This window comes from Sphingobium psychrophilum (assembly GCF_012927105.1).
GTDB lineage: Bacteria > Pseudomonadota > Alphaproteobacteria > Sphingomonadales > Sphingomonadaceae > Sphingobium > Sphingobium psychrophilum.
On the sequence record NZ_JABBFV010000009.1, the window covers coordinates 64,230 to 81,076 of the forward strand.

15 protein-coding genes are annotated in these 16,847 nt (G+C 65.8%); 7 read left to right on the plus strand and 8 right to left on the minus strand.

What is annotated here, in order from left to right; genetic code table 11:
• Positions 1-7 precede the first annotated feature (7 nt).
• Positions 8-277, plus strand: a complete 270-nt coding sequence (locus tag HHL08_RS13720) for a DUF1467 family protein (protein ID WP_169573716.1) — start codon at positions 8-10, stop codon at positions 275-277.
• Positions 274-735 carry an aminoglycoside 6'-N-acetyltransferase gene (aac(6'), locus tag HHL08_RS13725; protein ID WP_328804659.1) on the plus strand — a complete coding sequence of 154 codons (462 nt, stop codon included), beginning with the start codon at positions 274-276 and terminating at the stop codon, positions 733-735. The genes HHL08_RS13720 and aac(6') overlap by 4 nt, the downstream gene beginning before the upstream one ends.
• Here the strand turns inward: aac(6') and HHL08_RS13730 are convergent, their stop codons facing one another.
• Positions 736-3,408, minus strand: a complete 2,673-nt coding sequence (locus tag HHL08_RS13730) for a coiled-coil domain-containing protein (RefSeq protein WP_169573717.1) — start codon at positions 3,406-3,408, stop codon at positions 736-738.
• A gap of 80 nt (positions 3,409-3,488) precedes the next feature.
• Between HHL08_RS13730 and HHL08_RS13735 the strand changes: the two genes are divergently transcribed.
• From HHL08_RS13735 to HHL08_RS13750, 4 genes are all read left to right on the plus strand, one after another.
• Positions 3,489-3,791, plus strand: a complete 303-nt coding sequence (locus HHL08_RS13735; protein ID WP_169573718.1) for an Hpt domain-containing protein — start codon at positions 3,489-3,491, stop codon at positions 3,789-3,791.
• 90 nt (positions 3,792-3,881) lie between these two features.
• A complete protein-coding gene (locus HHL08_RS13740; RefSeq protein WP_169573719.1) occupies positions 3,882-5,048 on the plus strand; it encodes a hypothetical protein in 1,167 nt (388 codons plus the stop codon).
• 46 nt (positions 5,049-5,094) lie between these two features.
• The gene (locus HHL08_RS13745; protein ID WP_235955059.1) at positions 5,095-6,195 is read left to right on the plus strand and encodes a DUF2336 domain-containing protein; all 1,101 of its coding nucleotides are present in this window, start codon (positions 5,095-5,097) and stop codon (positions 6,193-6,195) included.
• Complete coding sequence (locus HHL08_RS13750; RefSeq protein ID WP_169573720.1) at positions 6,192-7,571, plus strand: sensor histidine kinase; 1,380 nt, start codon at positions 6,192-6,194, stop codon at positions 7,569-7,571. The genes HHL08_RS13745 and HHL08_RS13750 overlap by 4 nt, the downstream gene beginning before the upstream one ends.
• A gap of 92 nt (positions 7,572-7,663) precedes the next feature.
• Here the strand turns inward: HHL08_RS13750 and gltA are convergent, their stop codons facing one another.
• Entirely contained in the window at positions 7,664-8,950 is a 1,287-nt protein-coding gene (gltA, locus tag HHL08_RS13755; protein ID WP_169573721.1) for a citrate synthase, read from the minus strand.
• A 20-nt stretch (positions 8,951-8,970) separates the two neighbouring features.
• Positions 8,971-10,392: a glutamate--tRNA ligase gene (gene gltX / locus HHL08_RS13760; RefSeq protein WP_169573834.1), complete on the minus strand. Its 1,422-nt coding sequence runs from the start codon at positions 10,390-10,392 to the stop codon at positions 8,971-8,973.
• 69 nt (positions 10,393-10,461) lie between these two features.
• Between gltX and HHL08_RS13765 the strand changes: the two genes are divergently transcribed.
• The gene (locus HHL08_RS13765; RefSeq protein WP_169573722.1) at positions 10,462-12,615 is read left to right on the plus strand and encodes a ComEC/Rec2 family competence protein; all 2,154 of its coding nucleotides are present in this window, start codon (positions 10,462-10,464) and stop codon (positions 12,613-12,615) included.
• Here the strand turns inward: HHL08_RS13765 and lexA are convergent.
• The 5 genes from lexA to trpD all read right to left on the minus strand — a co-directional run bounded on the left by lexA (position 12,606) and on the right by trpD (position 16,775).
• Positions 12,606-13,277 (minus strand): transcriptional repressor LexA, encoded by a 672-nt coding sequence (lexA, locus tag HHL08_RS13770; RefSeq protein WP_169573723.1) that lies wholly within the window; start codon positions 13,275-13,277, stop codon positions 12,606-12,608. The genes HHL08_RS13765 and lexA overlap by 10 nt on opposite strands.
• A gap of 69 nt (positions 13,278-13,346) precedes the next feature.
• Positions 13,347-14,528, minus strand: a complete 1,182-nt coding sequence (locus HHL08_RS13775; protein ID WP_169573724.1) for a molybdopterin molybdotransferase MoeA — start codon at positions 14,526-14,528, stop codon at positions 13,347-13,349.
• Positions 14,525-14,998: a cyclic pyranopterin monophosphate synthase MoaC gene (gene moaC, locus HHL08_RS13780; RefSeq protein WP_169573725.1), complete on the minus strand. Its 474-nt coding sequence runs from the start codon at positions 14,996-14,998 to the stop codon at positions 14,525-14,527. The genes HHL08_RS13775 and moaC overlap by 4 nt, the downstream gene beginning before the upstream one ends.
• Complete coding sequence (gene trpC / locus HHL08_RS13785; protein ID WP_169573726.1) at positions 14,995-15,786, minus strand: indole-3-glycerol phosphate synthase TrpC; 792 nt, start codon at positions 15,784-15,786, stop codon at positions 14,995-14,997. Before trpC ends, moaC begins: the two co-directional genes overlap by 4 nt.
• Positions 15,783-16,775 carry an anthranilate phosphoribosyltransferase gene (gene trpD / locus HHL08_RS13790; RefSeq protein ID WP_169573727.1) on the minus strand — a complete coding sequence of 331 codons (993 nt, stop codon included), beginning with the start codon at positions 16,773-16,775 and terminating at the stop codon, positions 15,783-15,785. The genes trpC and trpD overlap by 4 nt, the downstream gene beginning before the upstream one ends.
• Positions 16,776-16,847 lie beyond the last annotated feature (72 nt).

The window sequence follows — 16,847 nt, forward strand, 5'->3', positions numbered from 1 at the left end:
ACACGCCATGAACCTCTACGCCATCTTCGCCATCTACTTTCTGATGTGGGTGATCAGCGCCTTCATCATGCTCCCCTTCGGCATCCGCACGCCCGACGAAACGGGCGAAGTGCTGCTGAAGGGGCAGGCGGACAGTGCGCCGAGCAATTTCCGGCCCGGTCTGGTCATGCTGCGCGCGACCATAATGGCGACGATCCTGTTCGGCCTCTATTACGCCAATTATGTGCAGGGCTGGGTGACGCTGGACATGCTGCCAGGTTACCGCACCGCGCAGTGAATAGGCGGGCGGCAGCGCGGATCGTGCGTGCTGCCGCCGATCATGCGCCGTCCTGGGCGAAGATGCGGGCCGCGCTCTGGCCCTACGCGTCGCTGGCCGATCATCATGCCGACATTGCCGATATGCTGGCGCGTGATGGCGAGCTTATTGCTTTCATCGCCTTGGACGGGGCGGGCGACGCAATCGGCTTTGCCGAGGCGACGCTGCGTCGCGACTATGTCAACGGCTGCGACACCAGCCCGGTGGTCTTTGTCGAAGGGCTTTATGTGACGCCGGCGGCGCGACACGAAGGCATTGCGCGCGCGCTGATCGACACCGTCTCGGCGTGGGGACGGGCCATCGGCTGCACGGAAATAGCATCGGACGCGGACATTGCCAATCTGGCCAGCCATGATTTCCATCGCGCCGCTGGCTTCGTAGAAACCGAGCGGGTCGTCTATTTTCGCAAAGCTATCTGATTATTGCCGCAGTCGCTCGATCGCCTGGGCGAGCGCGACATAAAGCTTGCCCATGTCGGACGATAGCACCGCAACGCCCAGCGCATTGCCGTCGCGCGCCGACAGGATGATCCGCAGCATCGACTCGAAATCATGGATATAGCGGTTCACATGATCGCGGAACTCCGCGTCATTATCATAATGAAGCGCAATTTCGCGGGATTCGCCGGCATCCAGCAGCTTCACCGCGCGCCGGGTGAACACGCCGCGATCGCCCTTCAGATAGGCGGACCAGGCCGAATCGGTGACGTCGTTGGACAATATCTTCGCGACGTCGATCGCCGTACTGTTGAGCGATTCGATCAACAGGGCGGAGCGCCGCGCGAAATGGTCGCGATCGCGGCTTTCCGATGCGCGTTCCGCTTCCTCGATCCGCTGTTCGACGCTGGCGCTGGTGTCGGCGATCGTGAGCAACTGACGGGTGAGGCGTTCGGACGCCTGATGCGCCGCCTTGACCGCTTCTTCCGCGACCCGCGCGACCTGTTCGATCTGCGCCGTCACCTTCTCGCCGATCACGGCCTGCAACGCTTCGTCGCTGGCCTGCGCCAATTGTTGTGCGGCGTCGGGAATGGCGCGGCCCAGCGCCTGACGGGCGCGTTCCGCCGCCTGATCGGCCGTGTCCTTGACCCGCAGCAGGGCCGTTACCAGCAAGGGGCCGGCGCCTTCGGTGATGCGCGTCGCGTCTTGGTGCGCGGCGTCGAGCGTGGTGCGGAGGCGCTCCACCAGCGCGCGATTGGCTTCCAGCCCGCCTTGCGTGCTTTCGAGCCATTCGGTCAGGCGGCTGCCTTGGCCGCGCAGCATCTCTTCGGCCTCAGCGGTACGGCCCACCAACGCTTCGGAAATTGCCTCCAACCGCTCCATCTCGGGCGCGGTGCTGCCCAGCAGGGAGCGGCTCTGTTCAAGCCGCGCGTCGAATCGTTCGAGTGCGGCGGGATAGGTTTCGTCCAGTTCCCTTACGCTCGAATCGAGCGCGACCAGCAGCGTCTCGGCGCATCCGATCAGCTTTTCGGCGGTCATGCCGCCAGCCGAGAGTGCCTTGTCGATCCGCAGCGTTTCATCAGTCATGCGGACGAGGGCACCGGTCAGGCGTTCGCCGCGCGCCAGGGCGCTGTCCTCCAGCGCGGCGAAACGGCTTTCGGTCGATGAGATTGTGTCATGCAGGCTGCTGTGCAGGCTCGACATCAGGCTGCGCTGGCCCTCGATCATGTCGTTGACCTGATGCAGGCGGCTTTCGACGTCGCCGATCGAGTCGCTGAGGCCGGTGACGGTTTCATCGCCGATCGCAGTCAGGCTTTCGCGCGAGCGGGCGATCAATGCGTCGAGCGTCATCGTCTGGCTGGTCAGGCCACCATCGGTGATCGCCAGCGTTTCCTGTGCCCGTTGCAACGCAGCGTCCAGGCGGCGGCGCAAATCCGTCTCCATCGATTCGATGTCGCGTTCGAATATGGCGAGCGACTCTTCGCTTGCGCCGTTTATGCCCGTCCGGGCCGCCGCAACCAGCGTTTCCAACGCCGCTGCCCGACGAGACAGCGCCTCGTCGGTGGATGCCATGCTGTCCTTCAGCCTGAGCAAAGCGCTGTCCATGCGCCCACGCAGATCATGTTCGGCGCTATCGAGATCATGGGTCAGCGTCTGGCGAACCTGCGCGCTGGTTTCCGCCACGCCGGCCTGTGCCGCCTCGACCAGGATGGTGAGCGCTGTGGCATGGGCTTCCATATCCTGGCGGCTGCGATCCATCGCCTGCCGTGCGCTCTGCGCTGTGGCGTCGATTCTGCCGGCGGCAATCTCAGCCATGCCGGTGACTTCCTCGGTCGCCGTTCGAGTCGTTTCCTGCAACTGGGTCAACTGGCTGGACAGGCTCTTGGTCGCAGAGAGCGTGCGGGCGCGCGCATCGTCGGACAGTTCGGCGAGGGAATGGAGGCGGGCCTCCAGTGTGTCGATCCGTTCGGCCAGCGCATGGCCATTGTCCATCATCTGCGCGGTCATGCGCCCGGTGCGGTCCTCCAGTTCGGGAATAGACCCGATCAGCATGTCCATGCGCGCCACCAATGCGCCGGCAGCGCGTTCGGCGGTTTCCGCCCGTTCGGCCGTGGCATGGGCGCGTGCCGCAATCAGTTCGGCGGACGCTTCCATATTGCTGCTGGCCGCGGCACCATAGCTGTCGAGCAATTCCGCCTGGTCCTGCATCGCCTGCCGCGCGGTTTCCAACTGGCTGCTGATGCGGCCCAGCCGGAGTTCCAGCAAGTCGGCCTCGGTGCGCAGCGCGCGCGCCGTGTCGAGATAGCGGCGTGATTCGGCGCGGCTGTTGCGGACCAGGAGCATATAGCCGACGCCCAGCAGGATGAGGGGGATAGCGAGCGTGACGATGGCATTGGCCCAGGCAAACGGACCCGCGGCCAGATCGCCCGACGTCGCGATCGCCCAGCCGGCAAAGCCGATCCAGCCGACCGCCAGCGCCAGCATGGCCCAGCGGATGCGCTTTATCCGGTCGTCTCCGACACCTTCCGTCGCGTCATCCTCGTCGATGTCGAGAACGGCCTGTTTCAATAGCAAAATATCGTCCGTCTGCGATTCGTTGCCGATCGCGGTTTGTTCGTCTCGCCAGAACTCGACGATGGTGCTGCCCCCTGTCATGTCATCATCCTAGCATCTTTTCCGCCCGCGCAAATGCCCTGTTACCAAAACTTAACGCAAGCCCGATAGCGTCTGTCGCCATGTCCTATGATCCTGGTGCCCTTCATGCCGCATTGGCCGCCGCCGTCGGCGAAGACAGCACGCTGATCGCAGACCTGCGCGTCGCCTTTCTGGAAAGCGCGACGCGACAAGTCGACTTGCTCGGTCGGGCGCGGTGCGACGCTAATTGGGAATTGGCCGCTTGGCGGCTTAAGGGATTGGCGGCCAGCTTTGGGCTTACCGCATTGATGGCGCTGGCTGACGAGGCCGCGGCGGCGGCGCCCGGCGATCCGCGCGTGCTGCGTCGCCTGCATGCGGCGCTGGCGGGCCTTGATCACAGTTGATCGTCCGACGCTGAAAGCCTTGCTTGCGCGAAACGCTCCGTCTTGCGAAAAGGTCGTCGCACAACAATCGGGTCGACAAGCGTAAACGACATGAGTTTCGCCGCTATTCTGAGCGCTAGTCGCGCATCGGGCGATTCGCCCGCGGGTTTGCGCGCGAGCCTGTATTTCGCTGGTCAGACGCTGGTGGAATATCAGGCGCGGCAGGCGGCGCACGCAGGCGCCGATCGAATCATGATTCTGGTGAGCGTCATCACGCCGGCCCTGTCGCAGGCGGTCGATCGTCTGAGCGCGGATGGCATCGCCGTGGCGCTGGTGCGCGACATGGTATCGATGGTGCGGGACGCGCCACGCGATAGCGACGTGCTGCTGGTGGCGGACGGCGCGATCATCGCACAGGAGCATTATGACGGCATCGGCGCGGCCCAGGGCAATGTGATGCTGGTGACGGACGATAGCCGCGCCAGCGCGCCGTTCGAACGAATCGATGCCGGTCAGCGCTGGGCGGGCCTGGCGCGGATCAGCCCTGACCTGCTGTTCGGTACGCTGGACATGATCGGCGACTGGGATCTGGCGCTGACTTTGGTGCGGACCGGGGTGCAAAAGGGTGCCAGGCGGGTCACCGTGCCGCAGGACGACCTGTTGGAAGGGCGCGTCGCGCTGGTCGAAAGCCAGGCGCAGGCCGATCTGGTAGCGCAGGCGGTGACTGCGGCAGGATCGTCCCGCTCGCATGCGCGCGGGGGCATCGAACATTATCTGCTGGCACCGCTTGCTCGGATCGTCAGCCCGCCACTCATGCGAATGCAGGTGCCCGCGCTTCAGGTGCGAATCGCCGGAATCGCGTTGGGTGCCGTGGCGCTGGTGCCAATCGAACTGGGATGGCCGCTCGCCGGATTCTGCCTGTTGATGGGCGCGCTTCTTTTGTCGGAAATCAGCGATCGGCTGGGCGACCTTGCGCTGCGGACGCCGCTGATGGGCTGGTTCGCCTTCTGCGCGCCGGCGACGGTGCTTGCAGGAATGGTCTTTGCTGGTGGCACGACATTGGCGGCTGACCTCGCGCTGCTGCTCGGCATCCTGATGGTGGCCGATCGTTGGGGCCGGACGGCGGCCGCGCGACCGTGGATGATCTTCACGCCCGGCACCGCGCTGCTGCTGCTGATCCTGACCGGCTTTGTCGGGGTGATGGCGGGGGGCTTCCGCGTCTCCATTTTGCTGGCGATTGCGTCGGTCGGCGCCATCCTGCTGCGAAAGCGTGATTGAACGATTTTCCCCGGCACGGTTTAGTGCATTTTAAGGACGTGCGATTATGCTGACCGGCATGAGCGCCTATTCGTCCCTTACCGGCACGGCCATGGCGGGCAACTGGCCAATGGCGCGGGTCATGGCTGGCATGTCCGCCGTGCCGGTCGGCCATGCCATCGACCTGGCGTTTTTCTTTCCCGACAACCGGCAGGCGCGCCACGACGCCCTGATCGCCGAAACGCGCCGCCATATCGGCGGATGCATCACCGCGATCGAAATGGCCCTGCGCCTGTCGTTGGAACATGCGCCCGATGTCGCCGCGGCTCTGGATCGCTGGCCGGCCCCTGTCGCCTGGGCGATGGTGCGCGCGCACCCCAGTCTGCTTGGCCCCGGCCTGCTGGCGCATATGCAGATGCGCGCTGGCGTGACGGTGATGCTCCGCCAGTTCGGCCAGGCCGATGTCGAGCAACTGGACGAGGTCGAGGGGGCCGCAGCGCCGTCGATCGATGATCCTCTGCTGGGCGATGCCCTGTCGGGGCTGGCGCTGGCCGAAGGACGCTGGCTGGCCATGGGTGGGGAACACACGCCAATGAAGCCCGACCTGCCCGCCGAACATTTCGCCGAACTGATGTGGATGGTCGCTGCCTGCCTGACCGTCGTCGCGCAACGGACCATGGTCGATGCAGACGATCGGCTGCTGGCCGCTTTCGACCGGTCGGGCTGGGCATTGCTGGCCGACCATGACGAGGCGGCCTGTCCGATCGTCCAGGCGGATCGACTGGTGCGCCGCATGGGCGAGCAAGCCGACGCGCCCGACCTGCTGGGCCGCTTGCTCGAACGGCGACGGTTCCTGCTGTTCGCGGCGGTCACCGCGCGGCAACTCCGGTTGGAGAGCGGCCAGGTGATCGAGATGCTGGTGATGGGACCGTTGTCGCAGGTCGCGACGCTGTGCCGGGCACTGGGCGGATCAGGTGCCGATTATCGCCATTTGCTGCTCGCGTTGCGGCCAGTCCGGCCGTCGCTGTCCGATGCGACGATCGTGGCGGAGGCGGATCGCTATGAGGGGTTGAGCGAGGAGCAGGCCGATAGCGCTGTTGCCGCTCTGCGGACGTCGGCCGCCTTTCGTACGAAGCTCGATCATCTGCGGGCGGTTACGGGCGTATGAACATGCCGTCGCATCCGGCCATCCTGCGCGCCGCCTTGTCGGCCGACGGCCGCCTCTTGAGTGCGGACGCGCCGCTGCTGGCGTTGCAACGGGAGGCGGGCGCTGATCTCGGCGCGCCGTTTGCAGTGCCGCAATTGATGGCGATCGCCAGACTGGCGTCCCGACTGGGCGTTCTAGTGTCGCGGCCGGTGGTAGCGGCAGCGCAGCGCGGCGATATCGATATGTGGGTGCGGGCGAAGCCGGAGGGCGACAAGGGCGTCAGCCTGTCGGTCGTGGACTGGCGCGAACGGCCCGCCGCCCCGCTGCCGCCCGATGACGGCCGGCGCGAAGCTGATATTGCGGCGCTGGCCGATGGCTGGACCTGGCAGATCGATACCCAGTTGCGGTTCCAGATGGTGCTGGCGGGCAATGGCGACAGCGGGACGCTGCCGGTCAGTCCTCCTGTGCCAGGAACCCGCTTTTCCGCTTATTTTCAGTTGCAGGCGGACAGCGACGGCGACATGGCGATGCTGCGCGGCTTGGCCCAGCGGCGCGCGTTTCGCGATCAACAGGCGGTGCTGGCGAGCGATATCGCGTGCCATTTTCGCCTGTCGGCCTTTCCGATGTTCGACCATGCCGGTCAATTGACAGGCTACCGTGGGACCGCCTTCCCGCTGGAACTGGCGGTCGCCGCGCCTTTGGCGGACGGAGCGCCGCTGACGCTCTATCCGGTCGAGTTCGGACGTCGGCTCGATCGCTCGCTGCGCCAGCCGCTGGGCCGGATCATCGCGAACGCCGATACGATCAGCGCGCAGTTGGAAGGACCGCTGCGCCCCGATTATGCCGGTTATGCCACTGACATAGCGGCTGCGGGCCGGCACTTGATGGCGCTGGTTGATGATCTGGCCGATTTGCAGGCGATCGATCGCCCGGATTTTAGCGTCGTTGCCGAAGAGGTCGATCTGGCCGATCTGGGACGCCGTGCGGCAGGACTGCTGGCGGTCAAGGCATTGGATCGACGGATCACTATCGTCGCCCCGGCGCCGGACGCCAGCCTTCTGGCGATCGGGGAATTTCGCCGGATACTCCAGATATTGGTCAATCTGATTGGCAACGCTATCCGTTATGCGCCGGAAGGTACGCAGGTGCGCATCGCGACCGAATGGGAAAGCGGTCAGGCGCGCATTGCCGTCATCGATCAGGGCGCGGGCGTCGCGCCCGCCGATCGCGAGCGCATTTTCGAGAAGTTCGAGCGGCTGGGGCGCGATGACGCCGGGGGCAGCGGGCTTGGCCTCTATATCTCCCGCCGCCTCGCCCGCGCGATGAACGGCGATATCCGCATCGGAGGCGCGCCGGGTGAAGGCGCGCGCTTCATCCTGTCGCTGCCGGTCGCCTGACACGATAGCGATGCGACCCAAAGGGCTTCATCCCCATAAAAAACGGCACCCATTGGGTGCCGTTCTTCATCATAGCGTTGGCTTGGTGCCGATCAGCGCTTGTCGACTCCGACATAGTCACGCTGCGTCGGGCCGGTGTAGAGCTGGCGCGGACGACCGATCTTCTGCGCTGGGTCCGAAATCATCTCGTTCCATTGGGCTACCCAGCCGACGGTGCGGGCGAGGGCGAAGAGCACGGTGAACATTTCGGTCGGGAAGCCGATCGCAGACAGGATCACGCCCGAATAGAAATCGACATTCGGGTACAGCTTCTTCTCGACGAAATAGGGATCGTTGAGCGCGATCTGCTCCAGTTCCTTGGCGACGTCGAAGACGGGATCGTTGACGCCCAGCTTCTCCAGCACGTCCTTGGCGGTCTTCTGCATGACGGTCGCGCGCGGATCGTAATTTTTGTAAACGCGGTGGCCAAAGCCCATCAGGCGGAACGGGTCGTCCTTGTTCTTGGCGCGGGCGATATATTCCGGAATGCGATCGACGGTGCCGATTTCGCGCAGCATGTTGAGCGCAGCTTCGTTCGCGCCGCCATGCGCCGGGCCCCACAGGCAGGCGATGCCGGCCGCGATGCAGGCGAACGGATTCGCGCCCGACGACCCGGCGAGGCGCACGGTCGAGGTCGAGGCGTTCTGCTCATGATCGGCATGGAGGATGAAAATCTTGTCCATCGCGTCCACGATCACCGGATCGGGGATATAATCTTCCGCCGGGACCGAGAAGGTCATGCGCAGGAAATTGGCGGTGTAGCTGAGGTCGTTGCGCGGATAGACGAAGGGCTGACCCACCGAATATTTATAGGCCATGGCGGCAATCGTCGGCATCTTGGCGATCAGGCGGTGGCTCGCGATGCGGCGCTGTTCCGGGTCGTTGATGTCGGTCGAGTCATGATAGAAGGCCGACAACGCGCCGACGACGCCGACCATGATCGCCATCGGATGCGCATCGCGGCGAAAACCGCGGAAAAAGGCCGACAGCTGCTCATGCACCATCGTATGGCGCGTGATGGTGGTGGTGAAGTCTTCCAGTTCCTTTTGCGACGGCAATTCGCCGTTCAGCAGCAGGTAGCAGACTTCCATGAAGCTTGATTCTTCGGCCAATTGGCCGATCGGATAGCCGCGATGTAGCAGGATGCCCGCGTCACCGTCGATATAAGTCAGGCCGGATTCGCAACTGGCGGTCGAGGTAAAGCCCGGATCATAGGTGAACATGCCGGTATTGGCGTAGAGCTTGCGCACGTCGATGACCTGCGGGCCGACCGTGCCGTCCATGACGGCATAGTCCTTGGTGTCTCCCCCGACGGTCAAAGTGGCATTGTTATCCGACATATTGTTCTCCTTGAGTGCCATCAACCGGCCGATGCGTGCCCAACATCGTTCAGTCGTTCCAAGCTCTCCTCTTTCCCCAAAAGGAAGAGGACATCGAAAATCCCCGGCGAGACGGTGCGGCCGGTGAGCGCGGCGCGCAGCGGCTGCGCTACTTTGCCCAGTCCCAGACCGGCATCCTCTGCCACGCGGCGTATCACGTCTTCGATCGCTTCGACCGTCCAGAACTGGACGGGCTGGAGAGCGTCGGCTGCCTTCTTCAGCAGAGCGCGCGCGGAGTCGTCTAGCAGAGCGGATGCCTTCTCGTCAAAATCGAGCGGGCAATTTTTGAATAGAAATTCTGCGCCCTCGGCAATTTCATTAAGGTTTTTGGCGCGCGGCTTCAACGAAGCCATCGCCTGGGTCAAAATGTCCAACCCGTTTTCGGATAAAAGCTTTCCAAGCCGCGCGGCGACGCGGGGCGCGACCAGGGCCGCGAGGCGCGCATCGTCGGCCTCGCGCAGATAATGGCCGTTCAGATTTTCCAGCTTCTTGATGTCGAAGCGCGAGGGCGAACGGCCGACGCCGCCGATATCGAACAGGTCGATGGCGCGGGCGATCGATATGATCTCCTCATCGCCATGGCCCCAGCCCAGACGCAGCAGATAATTCAGCACCGCTTCGGGCAGCATCCCCATTTCGTCGCGATAGGCGTCCACGCCCAGCGCGCCGTGGCGCTTGGACAATTTCGCGCCGTCCGATCCGTGGATCAGGGGGATATGGGCGTAGATCGGCTCTTCCCACTGCATCGCCTTGATGATGCTGAGCTGGCGGAAGGCGTTGTTCAGATGATCGTCGCCACGGATGACATGGGTGACGCCCATGTCATGATCGTCGACCACGACGGCGAGCATATAGGTGGGCGTGCCATCGGACCGCAGCAGGATCATGTCGTCCAGCTCGGCATTCTGCACGATGACGCGGCCCTGGACGGCGTCCTCGATCACGGTTTCGCCTGTCCGTGGCGCTTTTATGCGGATGACGAAGGGCGCGCCTGCGGGCGCATCTTCGGGCGCGCGATCGCGCCAGCGGCCATCATAGCGCATCGGCTGCTTGGCGGCGCGCTGTTGTTCGCGCAGTTCGGACAGCTCTTCCGGCGTCGCATAGCAGCGATAGGCGTGGCCTGTTTCCAGCAACTGGTTGGCGACCTCCGCGTGGCGCGGGGTGCGCGCAAACTGGAAGACGGCCGGTTCGTCGCCGCCCAGGCCCAGCCATTCCAGCCCGTCGAAGATCGCGGTGACGGCCGCGTCGGTCGAACGTGCGCGATCGGTGTCCTCGATCCGCAGCAGGAACTTACCGCCATGATGGCGCGCGAACAGCCAGTTGAACAGCGCGGTGCGAGCGCCGCCAATATGCAGGAACCCGGTTGGGGACGGGGCGAAACGGGTCACCACCGGCTTGTTCATTCCCGTTGCACTTGCCGTCATATTCCCTGACATTCGCCTAGCTGACCCATGGATGCTGCGCCCCCTAGCATGGCTTTTGAGCCACGACAAACCTCCCTTGGTGCGAGGCCGACGGCATTGGCGCGGGCGGGGCTGGAGCGACTCGAAAGCTGGCTGGAGTGCGAGCGCGAACAGATCGGATTATGGGTGCCGATCGGGCTGGGCAGCGGGATTGCTGCCTGGTTCATCCTGCCTCATGCTATGGCCTGGCTGGCCTTCTGCTGCGGCGCACTGGCGATGGCCTGCATCGGGGCGATGCTGCCGGTGGGCGGGCGGTTGCGGCGGCTGTTCGTGGCGGGTGCCATTCTGGCGTGCATGGGGTGTCTGCTCGTCTGGGGGAAGGCGATGCTGTGGGGCCAGCCGCCACTCGGCCGGGCGACCTTCGTGCGGTTGACCGGCGATGTGACGGGCGTGCGTCCCGTTCCGGCACAGGCGATGGTGCGCGTCATGCTGCGCCCGGTCGACGCGCCCGATCTGCCGGCCGTCGTGCGGGTGAATATCGCCGATGCCGATGTGCCGTCAGGGCTGGGCGAGGGGGCGCGGCTGCGTTTTCGCGTGCGCTTGATGCCGCCTGCGCCGCCGAGCGTGCCGGGCGGCTATGATTTTGCGGCCCGCGCCTATTTCCAGGGCATCGGAGCGACGGGCAAGGCATTGAAGCCCGTCGAGATGTTGATCCCCTCCAACGCCGCGCCACCACTGCGGGCGCGGCTCTTCGACCATATATTGAAACGGGTTGATGGTCCGGCCGAAGGGATAGCCGCTGCGCTGGCGACCGGGGACCAGGGCGCGATTCCCGAAGCCGATGCGGAAGCGATGCGGCGCAGCGGACTGGCGCATCTTTTGTCGATCAGCGGGTTGCATGTCACGGCGCTTATCGGGGCGGTAATTTTCCTGCTGATGCGGGTGATGGCGCTGAGCCAGCGCGCGGCGCTCGGTTGGCCGCTGATGCTGATCGCGGCGGCGGGCGGCGCGCTGGCCGGGATCGGCTATACGCTGCTGACCGGGGCGGAGGTGCCGACGGTGCGGTCCTGCGTCGCGGCCTTGCTGGTGCTGGGCGGGCTGGCGATGGGGCGGGACGCGGTGACATTGCGGCTGGTGGCGACCGGGGCGCTGGTGGTGCTGGTGATGTGGCCGGAAGCGCTGGCAGGACCGAGTTTTCAGATGAGTTTCGCTGCGGTGACGGCGCTGGTGGCGCTGGCCGAACATCCCCGTTTCCGCGCTTTCGCCGCAGCGCGGGACGAGGGGGCGGTGCGCAAGGTGGGTCGGTTGCTGGTGGTTACGCTGGCGACCGGCATAGCCGTCGAACTGGTGCTGATGCCGATCGCGCTATTCCATTTTCACAAGGCGGGCCTGCTTGGCGCCTTCGCCAATCTGATTGCGATCCCGCTCACCACCTTCGTTGTCATGCCGCTGGAGGCGCTGGCGCTCGTGCTGGATGTCGCGGGGATGGGCGCGCCCTTCTGGTGGTTGACGCAGCAGGCGCTGAACCTGTTGCTGTTGCTGGCTCACGGCGTTGCGGCGAGTCCGATGGCGACATCACTCGCGCCGACCATGGGCACGGGGCTGTTCGGCATAACCGTTATCGGGCTGCTTTGGTGCCTGTTGTGGCGGACGGGATGGCGATGGCTAGGCGTCGCGCCGGTGCTGATCGGTGTGGCGGTCACCTTTGCGGCCTCCCCGCCCGATATCCTGATTACCGGCGACGGGCGGCATGTCGCGGTGCGGACGGGCGGGGGCATGGCGATATTGCGCGATCGGGCGGGGGACTATGTGCGCGACGTGTTGTCGGAGAGTGCAGGCTATGACGGCGAACTGGTAGCGATCGCAGCATTGCCGGAGGCGCGCTGTTCGCAGGATCTGTGCGCCGTGAGGATGAAGGATGGCAATGGCCGCAACTGGCGGCTTCTCTTTACTCGCAGCAATGTGCTGATCGATCGGTCGAGCTTCGCGCGCGATTGCGCGGCGGCGGACATCGTCGTGAGCGATCGGGGATTGCCGCGCTGGTGCAGGCCACGCTGGATGAGGGTCGACCGCCGGCTGCTCGCGCGTACCGGCGGCCTGTCCATCACCCTGGCAGGGGGCGAAGTACACACCGTCCATCGGGCGGGTGACGCGCATCCCTGGATCGCTCGCCCGACTCGCCGGACATGGCGGGGCCAGCCTCGATCACGGCCTCAATTATAGCGGCGCAGTAGCCCTGCCAGCTTGCCCTGGATGCGGACCTGGCGCGGGTCGTAGATTTGCGGCTCATACGCCGGATTGGCCGGATCGAGCCGGACACGACTGCCTTCCCGGCGGAAATATTTCAGCGTCGCTTCCGCTTCGTCAATCAGCGCCACGACGATCTGGCCTTCACGGGCGACGTCGGTGCGCTGGATGAGCGCAAAATCACCGTCGAGGATGCCGGCCTCCATCATCGAATCGCCCGATACTTCCAGTGCATAATGATCGCCTGCGCCGAGCAGCGCGGCGGGGACGGACAGCATCGCCTGCCCCTCCATCGCCTCGATCGGCACGCCAGCCGCGATCCGGCCGTGCATAGGAATTTCGATCACGTCGTTAGCGGCGATCAGAATAGGGGGCGCGGCCTTGGGCTTGAGCGCGATCACTGGCGCGGGCGCGCGATGCATCGCATCGGGCAGCTTCAGCACCTCCAGCGCGCGGGCGCGATTGGGCAGGCGGCGGATGAAGCCGCGCTCCTCCAGCGCATTGATGAGGCGGTGGATGCCGGACTTGGACCGCAGGTCCAGTGCATCCTTCATTTCCTCGAACGAGGGCGACACGCCGCCTTCGTCCAATCGGGTCTGAATGAAGCTCAGCAATTCCTGCTGCTTGGGCGTCAACATTGCGGTCCTCCGTAGAACGTATGAGGAACGCATAGGAAACAGATGAAGATTAGTCAAGCACAGAACATGTCAGGGCAGCGGGAGAATAACGACCCGATCGCCCGGCGCTGCCGGCGGCGATCCGGCCGGGCGCAGGATCAGGCAGTCGGCCCTAGCCATGGCGGCGGTGGCGGCGCTGTCCTGCGATGTCACCGACACTATGCCGTCCGGCCCACGCCAGGCGCGCAGATAATCGTCGCGATCGCCGGTGGCGGGCAGCGGCGCGGCGAGTGGCGCGTCGCTCATGGGCGGGAGCGGATTACGCGCGCCGGCCAGATGGCGGACTAGCGGCAGCAGGAACAGCGTGGCCGTGACGAAGGCTGAGACGGGATTGCCCGGCAACCCCAGGAACAGCGTATCGGCGATTCGCCCAGCCATCAGTGGCTTGCCCGGCCGCATCCTGATCTTCCAGAAATCGAGCGTGCCGCCCGCTTTAATGAAGGCGGGGCGCACGAGGTCATGGTCACCGACGGAGGCGCCGCCGGTCGACACGATGATGTCGGCCGTCCGCGCCCGTCCGATCGCGACCACCATGGCGTCCAGATCGTCCGGCACGATGCCAAGGTCGATGACGTCGCAGGGCAGGGCGGCGAGTAGCGCGGCGAGCATCGGCGCGTTCGAGGACGGCAGGAAACCCGGCGGCGTCGGCGCGCCGGGCGGCACCAGTTCGTTGCCGGTGGAAAGCAGCGCGACTGTCGGGCGCCCGCCGACCGGCACGACGCCATGGCCGCCCAGCACGGCGAGCGCGATCTGGGCGGGGCCGAGGCGGCTGCCCGCCTCCAGCAACAGGCTGTCCTGCGCGAAGTCGGAGGCGGCGGTGCGGACATGGCGCCCGGCGGGTAGGGGATCGGCGCTGGCGGTCAGCCGGTCGCCATCACGGGTCGCATTTTCCTGTATCAATATGGCGTCCGCGCCCGGTGGCAGCGGTGCGCCGGTGAAGATACGGCTCGCGTCGCCCGGTGCCAGGGCGGGAAGGCCCGCCGAACCGGCTGCGCTTTCGCCAGCCACGCGCCAAGGGCCGGGCGCTTCGGCCGCGCGCACGGCATAGCCGTCCATCGCCGACAGGTCGGCCCAAGGCTGATTGCGCAGCGCCGTCAGATCCCGCGCCAGCCAGCTACCGGCGGCGGCTGTGATCGGCACTGTTTCGGTCGCCAGCCTGCCGGCGAGCGCCAAAAGGCGCGCTTGCGCATCGGCGACCGGCAGCAGGCTCATGGCGCGCGATGCCAATCGCCCGATTTGCCGCCGGTCTTGGCGATCAGGCCGATGCCGCCGATGATCATCGACTTGTCCAGCGCCTTGGCCATGTCATAGATGGTGAGGAGCGCGACCGAGGCCGCGGTCAGGGCTTCCATTTCCACCCCGGTCTGGCCGGCGGTGCGGGCAGTCGCGGTGACGGTGACGCCGCGGTCGTCTAGGTCGAAATCCACGGTCACGGCGCTGAGCGCGATCGGGTGGCAGAGCGGGATCAGGTCGGCGGTCCTCTTCGCCGCCATGATGCCCGCCACTCGCGCCACGGCCAGTACGTCGCCCTTCTTGACCAATCCTTCGGCGATCGCCCTCGCCGCCTCGGCACTCATGTCGATCCGGCCGGAGGCTATGGCCTCACGCGCGGTCACCGCCTTGGCCGAGACATCGACCATCCGGGCCGCCCCGTCGTCGTCCAGATGGGTGAGGCCGCTCATGCGCCCGTCAGCAGATTGTGCGTCGCCGCCTCGACATCGGCCTGGCGCATCAGCGTTTCGCCGACCAGGAAGCAGCGCACGCCATGATCCGCCATGGCGACCAGATCGGCATGCCCGGTCAGGCCGCTTTCGGCGACGAACGTGTAGCCTTCGGGCGCCTTGCCCACCAGTTCATAGGTGCGGGCGAAATCGACGCTGAAATCCCGCAGGTCGCGGTTGTTGACGCCGATCAGGCGCGAGCGCAGCTTCAGCGCGCGCTCCAGTTCCGCCTCGTCATGCACTTCGATCAGGGCATCCATGCCCAGGCCCAGCGCCGCGTCCTCGATCTCCTGCATCTGGCCGTCGTCCAGCGCGGCCACGATGATAAGGATGGCGTCCGCGCCAAGCGAGCGGCTTTCCAGCACCTGCCAGGGATCGACCAGGAAATCCTTGCGCAGCACGGGAATCGCGCAGGCCGACCGGGCAGCCATCAGATAATCGTCATGTCCCTGGAAATAGGGTTCATCGGTCAGCACCGAAAGGCAGGCGGCACCGCCGGCCGCATAAGCGACGGCATGAGCGGGCGGATCGAAGTCGGCGCGGATCAGCCCCTTGGACGGGCTGGCCTTCTTGATCTCCGCGATCAGGCCGAAGCCCGACCGCGCGGCGTTGTCCAACGCCTGACGGAAACCGCGCGGCGGCGTTTGCTCGCTGGCGCGGGCGTGCAGCGCCGAGACAGTGGTCGCAGCGCGGCGGCGGGCGACATCCTCGCGCTTGAAATCGCAGATTTCGATCAGTTTGTTGGTCATTGATAGGCAATCCAGCAATTGAGGAGCGCGTTGGCAAGGCCGCGGTCGATGGTTTCGGCGGCTTCTTCCACGCCTTCGCGCAGATTGGGAACGGCGTCCGCGACGACAAGGGCGGCGGCGGCGTTGAGCAGCACGGCGTCGCGATAGGCGCCCGGTTCGCCTTGCAGCAGAGCGCGGAGTGCCGCGGCGTTATGGGCGGCGTCACCGCCGCGGATCGCCTCGACCGGCTGGGTGGACAGGCCGAGTTCTGCGGCGGTCAGGCGGTGCATCGCGACCAGCGCGTTGCCCTTCACCTCCGCCATGTCGTTGCCGCCTGCCAGGGAAAGTTCGTCCAGCCCTTCGTCGCCGGAAATAATCATGGCATGGTCGACGCCGAGGTCCGCGAGCGCCTGCGCATAGATGGGGACATAGGCCGGACGGGCGATGCCGACGAGCTGGCGGCGGACCCCGGCCGGATTGGCGAGCGGTCCCATCAGGTTGAAGATGGTGCGTTCGCCGATCGCCTTGCGGATCGGGCCAAGCCGCTTGAGCGCGGGATGGTAATTCTGAGCGAAGAGAAAGCAGATGCCAAGGTCGCCCAGCGTCGCTTCGGCGGTCGCGGCAGCCCTGTCCAGATCGAGGCCCAGCGCCTCCAGCGTGTCGGCCGCGCCCGCCTTTGACGAGGCGGCGCGATTGCCATGTTTGGCGACGGGCACGCCTGCCGCTGCGACAACGAGCGAGACAGCTGTGGAGACATTCAGGGTATGATGGCCATCGCCCCCGGTGCCGCAGACGTCGATCGCGCCGTCCGGCGCGCTGACCAACAGCATGCGGGCGCGCATGGCGCGGGCGGCGGCGGCGATCTCCACCGCGGTTTCGCCACGACGCGCCATGGTGACGAGGAAGGCGGCAATGTCCGCTTGCGCAAGATCGGCGTCGAACAGCAGGTCGAAGGCCTGGGCTGCGGCGTCGGGGTCGAGCGGTGCGGAAGGATCGGGCAGGCGGGTCATGGCCCCTGCCTTAGTCGGCGGCGGGCGGGAGAGTCGAGGGGGCGTTAGCGCTTGTGGGCGCAGTTTTTCCCT

What these genes read in the sequence shown, in the direction of transcription:
- gltX (WP_169573834.1), bottom strand. Translation starts at nt 10,392, where the DNA reads ATGAACAAGCCGGTGGTGACCCGTTTCGCCCCGTCCCCAACCGGGTTC.
- HHL08_RS13730 (WP_169573717.1), bottom strand. Translation starts at nt 3,408, where the DNA reads ATGACAGGGGGCAGCACCATCGTCGAGTTCTGGCGAGACGAACAAACC.
- HHL08_RS13765 (WP_169573722.1), top strand. Translation starts at nt 10,462, where the DNA reads ATGGCTTTTGAGCCACGACAAACCTCCCTTGGTGCGAGGCCGACGGCA.
- HHL08_RS13740 (WP_169573719.1), top strand. Translation starts at nt 3,882, where the DNA reads ATGAGTTTCGCCGCTATTCTGAGCGCTAGTCGCGCATCGGGCGATTCG.
- gltA (WP_169573721.1), bottom strand. Translation starts at nt 8,950, where the DNA reads ATGTCGGATAACAATGCCACTTTGACCGTCGGGGGAGACACCAAGGAC.
- HHL08_RS13735 (WP_169573718.1), top strand. Translation starts at nt 3,489, where the DNA reads ATGTCCTATGATCCTGGTGCCCTTCATGCCGCATTGGCCGCCGCCGTC.
- HHL08_RS13775 (WP_169573724.1), bottom strand. Translation starts at nt 14,528, where the DNA reads ATGAGCCTGCTGCCGGTCGCCGATGCGCAAGCGCGCCTTTTGGCGCTC.
- HHL08_RS13720 (WP_169573716.1), top strand. Translation starts at nt 8, where the DNA reads ATGAACCTCTACGCCATCTTCGCCATCTACTTTCTGATGTGGGTGATC.
- HHL08_RS13750 (WP_169573720.1), top strand. Translation starts at nt 6,192, where the DNA reads ATGAACATGCCGTCGCATCCGGCCATCCTGCGCGCCGCCTTGTCGGCC.
- trpD (WP_169573727.1), bottom strand. Translation starts at nt 16,775, where the DNA reads ATGACCCGCCTGCCCGATCCTTCCGCACCGCTCGACCCCGACGCCGCA.
- HHL08_RS13745 (WP_235955059.1), top strand. Translation starts at nt 5,095, where the DNA reads ATGCTGACCGGCATGAGCGCCTATTCGTCCCTTACCGGCACGGCCATG.
- moaC (WP_169573725.1), bottom strand. Translation starts at nt 14,998, where the DNA reads ATGAGCGGCCTCACCCATCTGGACGACGACGGGGCGGCCCGGATGGTC.
- trpC (WP_169573726.1), bottom strand. Translation starts at nt 15,786, where the DNA reads ATGACCAACAAACTGATCGAAATCTGCGATTTCAAGCGCGAGGATGTC.
- lexA (WP_169573723.1), bottom strand. Translation starts at nt 13,277, where the DNA reads ATGTTGACGCCCAAGCAGCAGGAATTGCTGAGCTTCATTCAGACCCGA.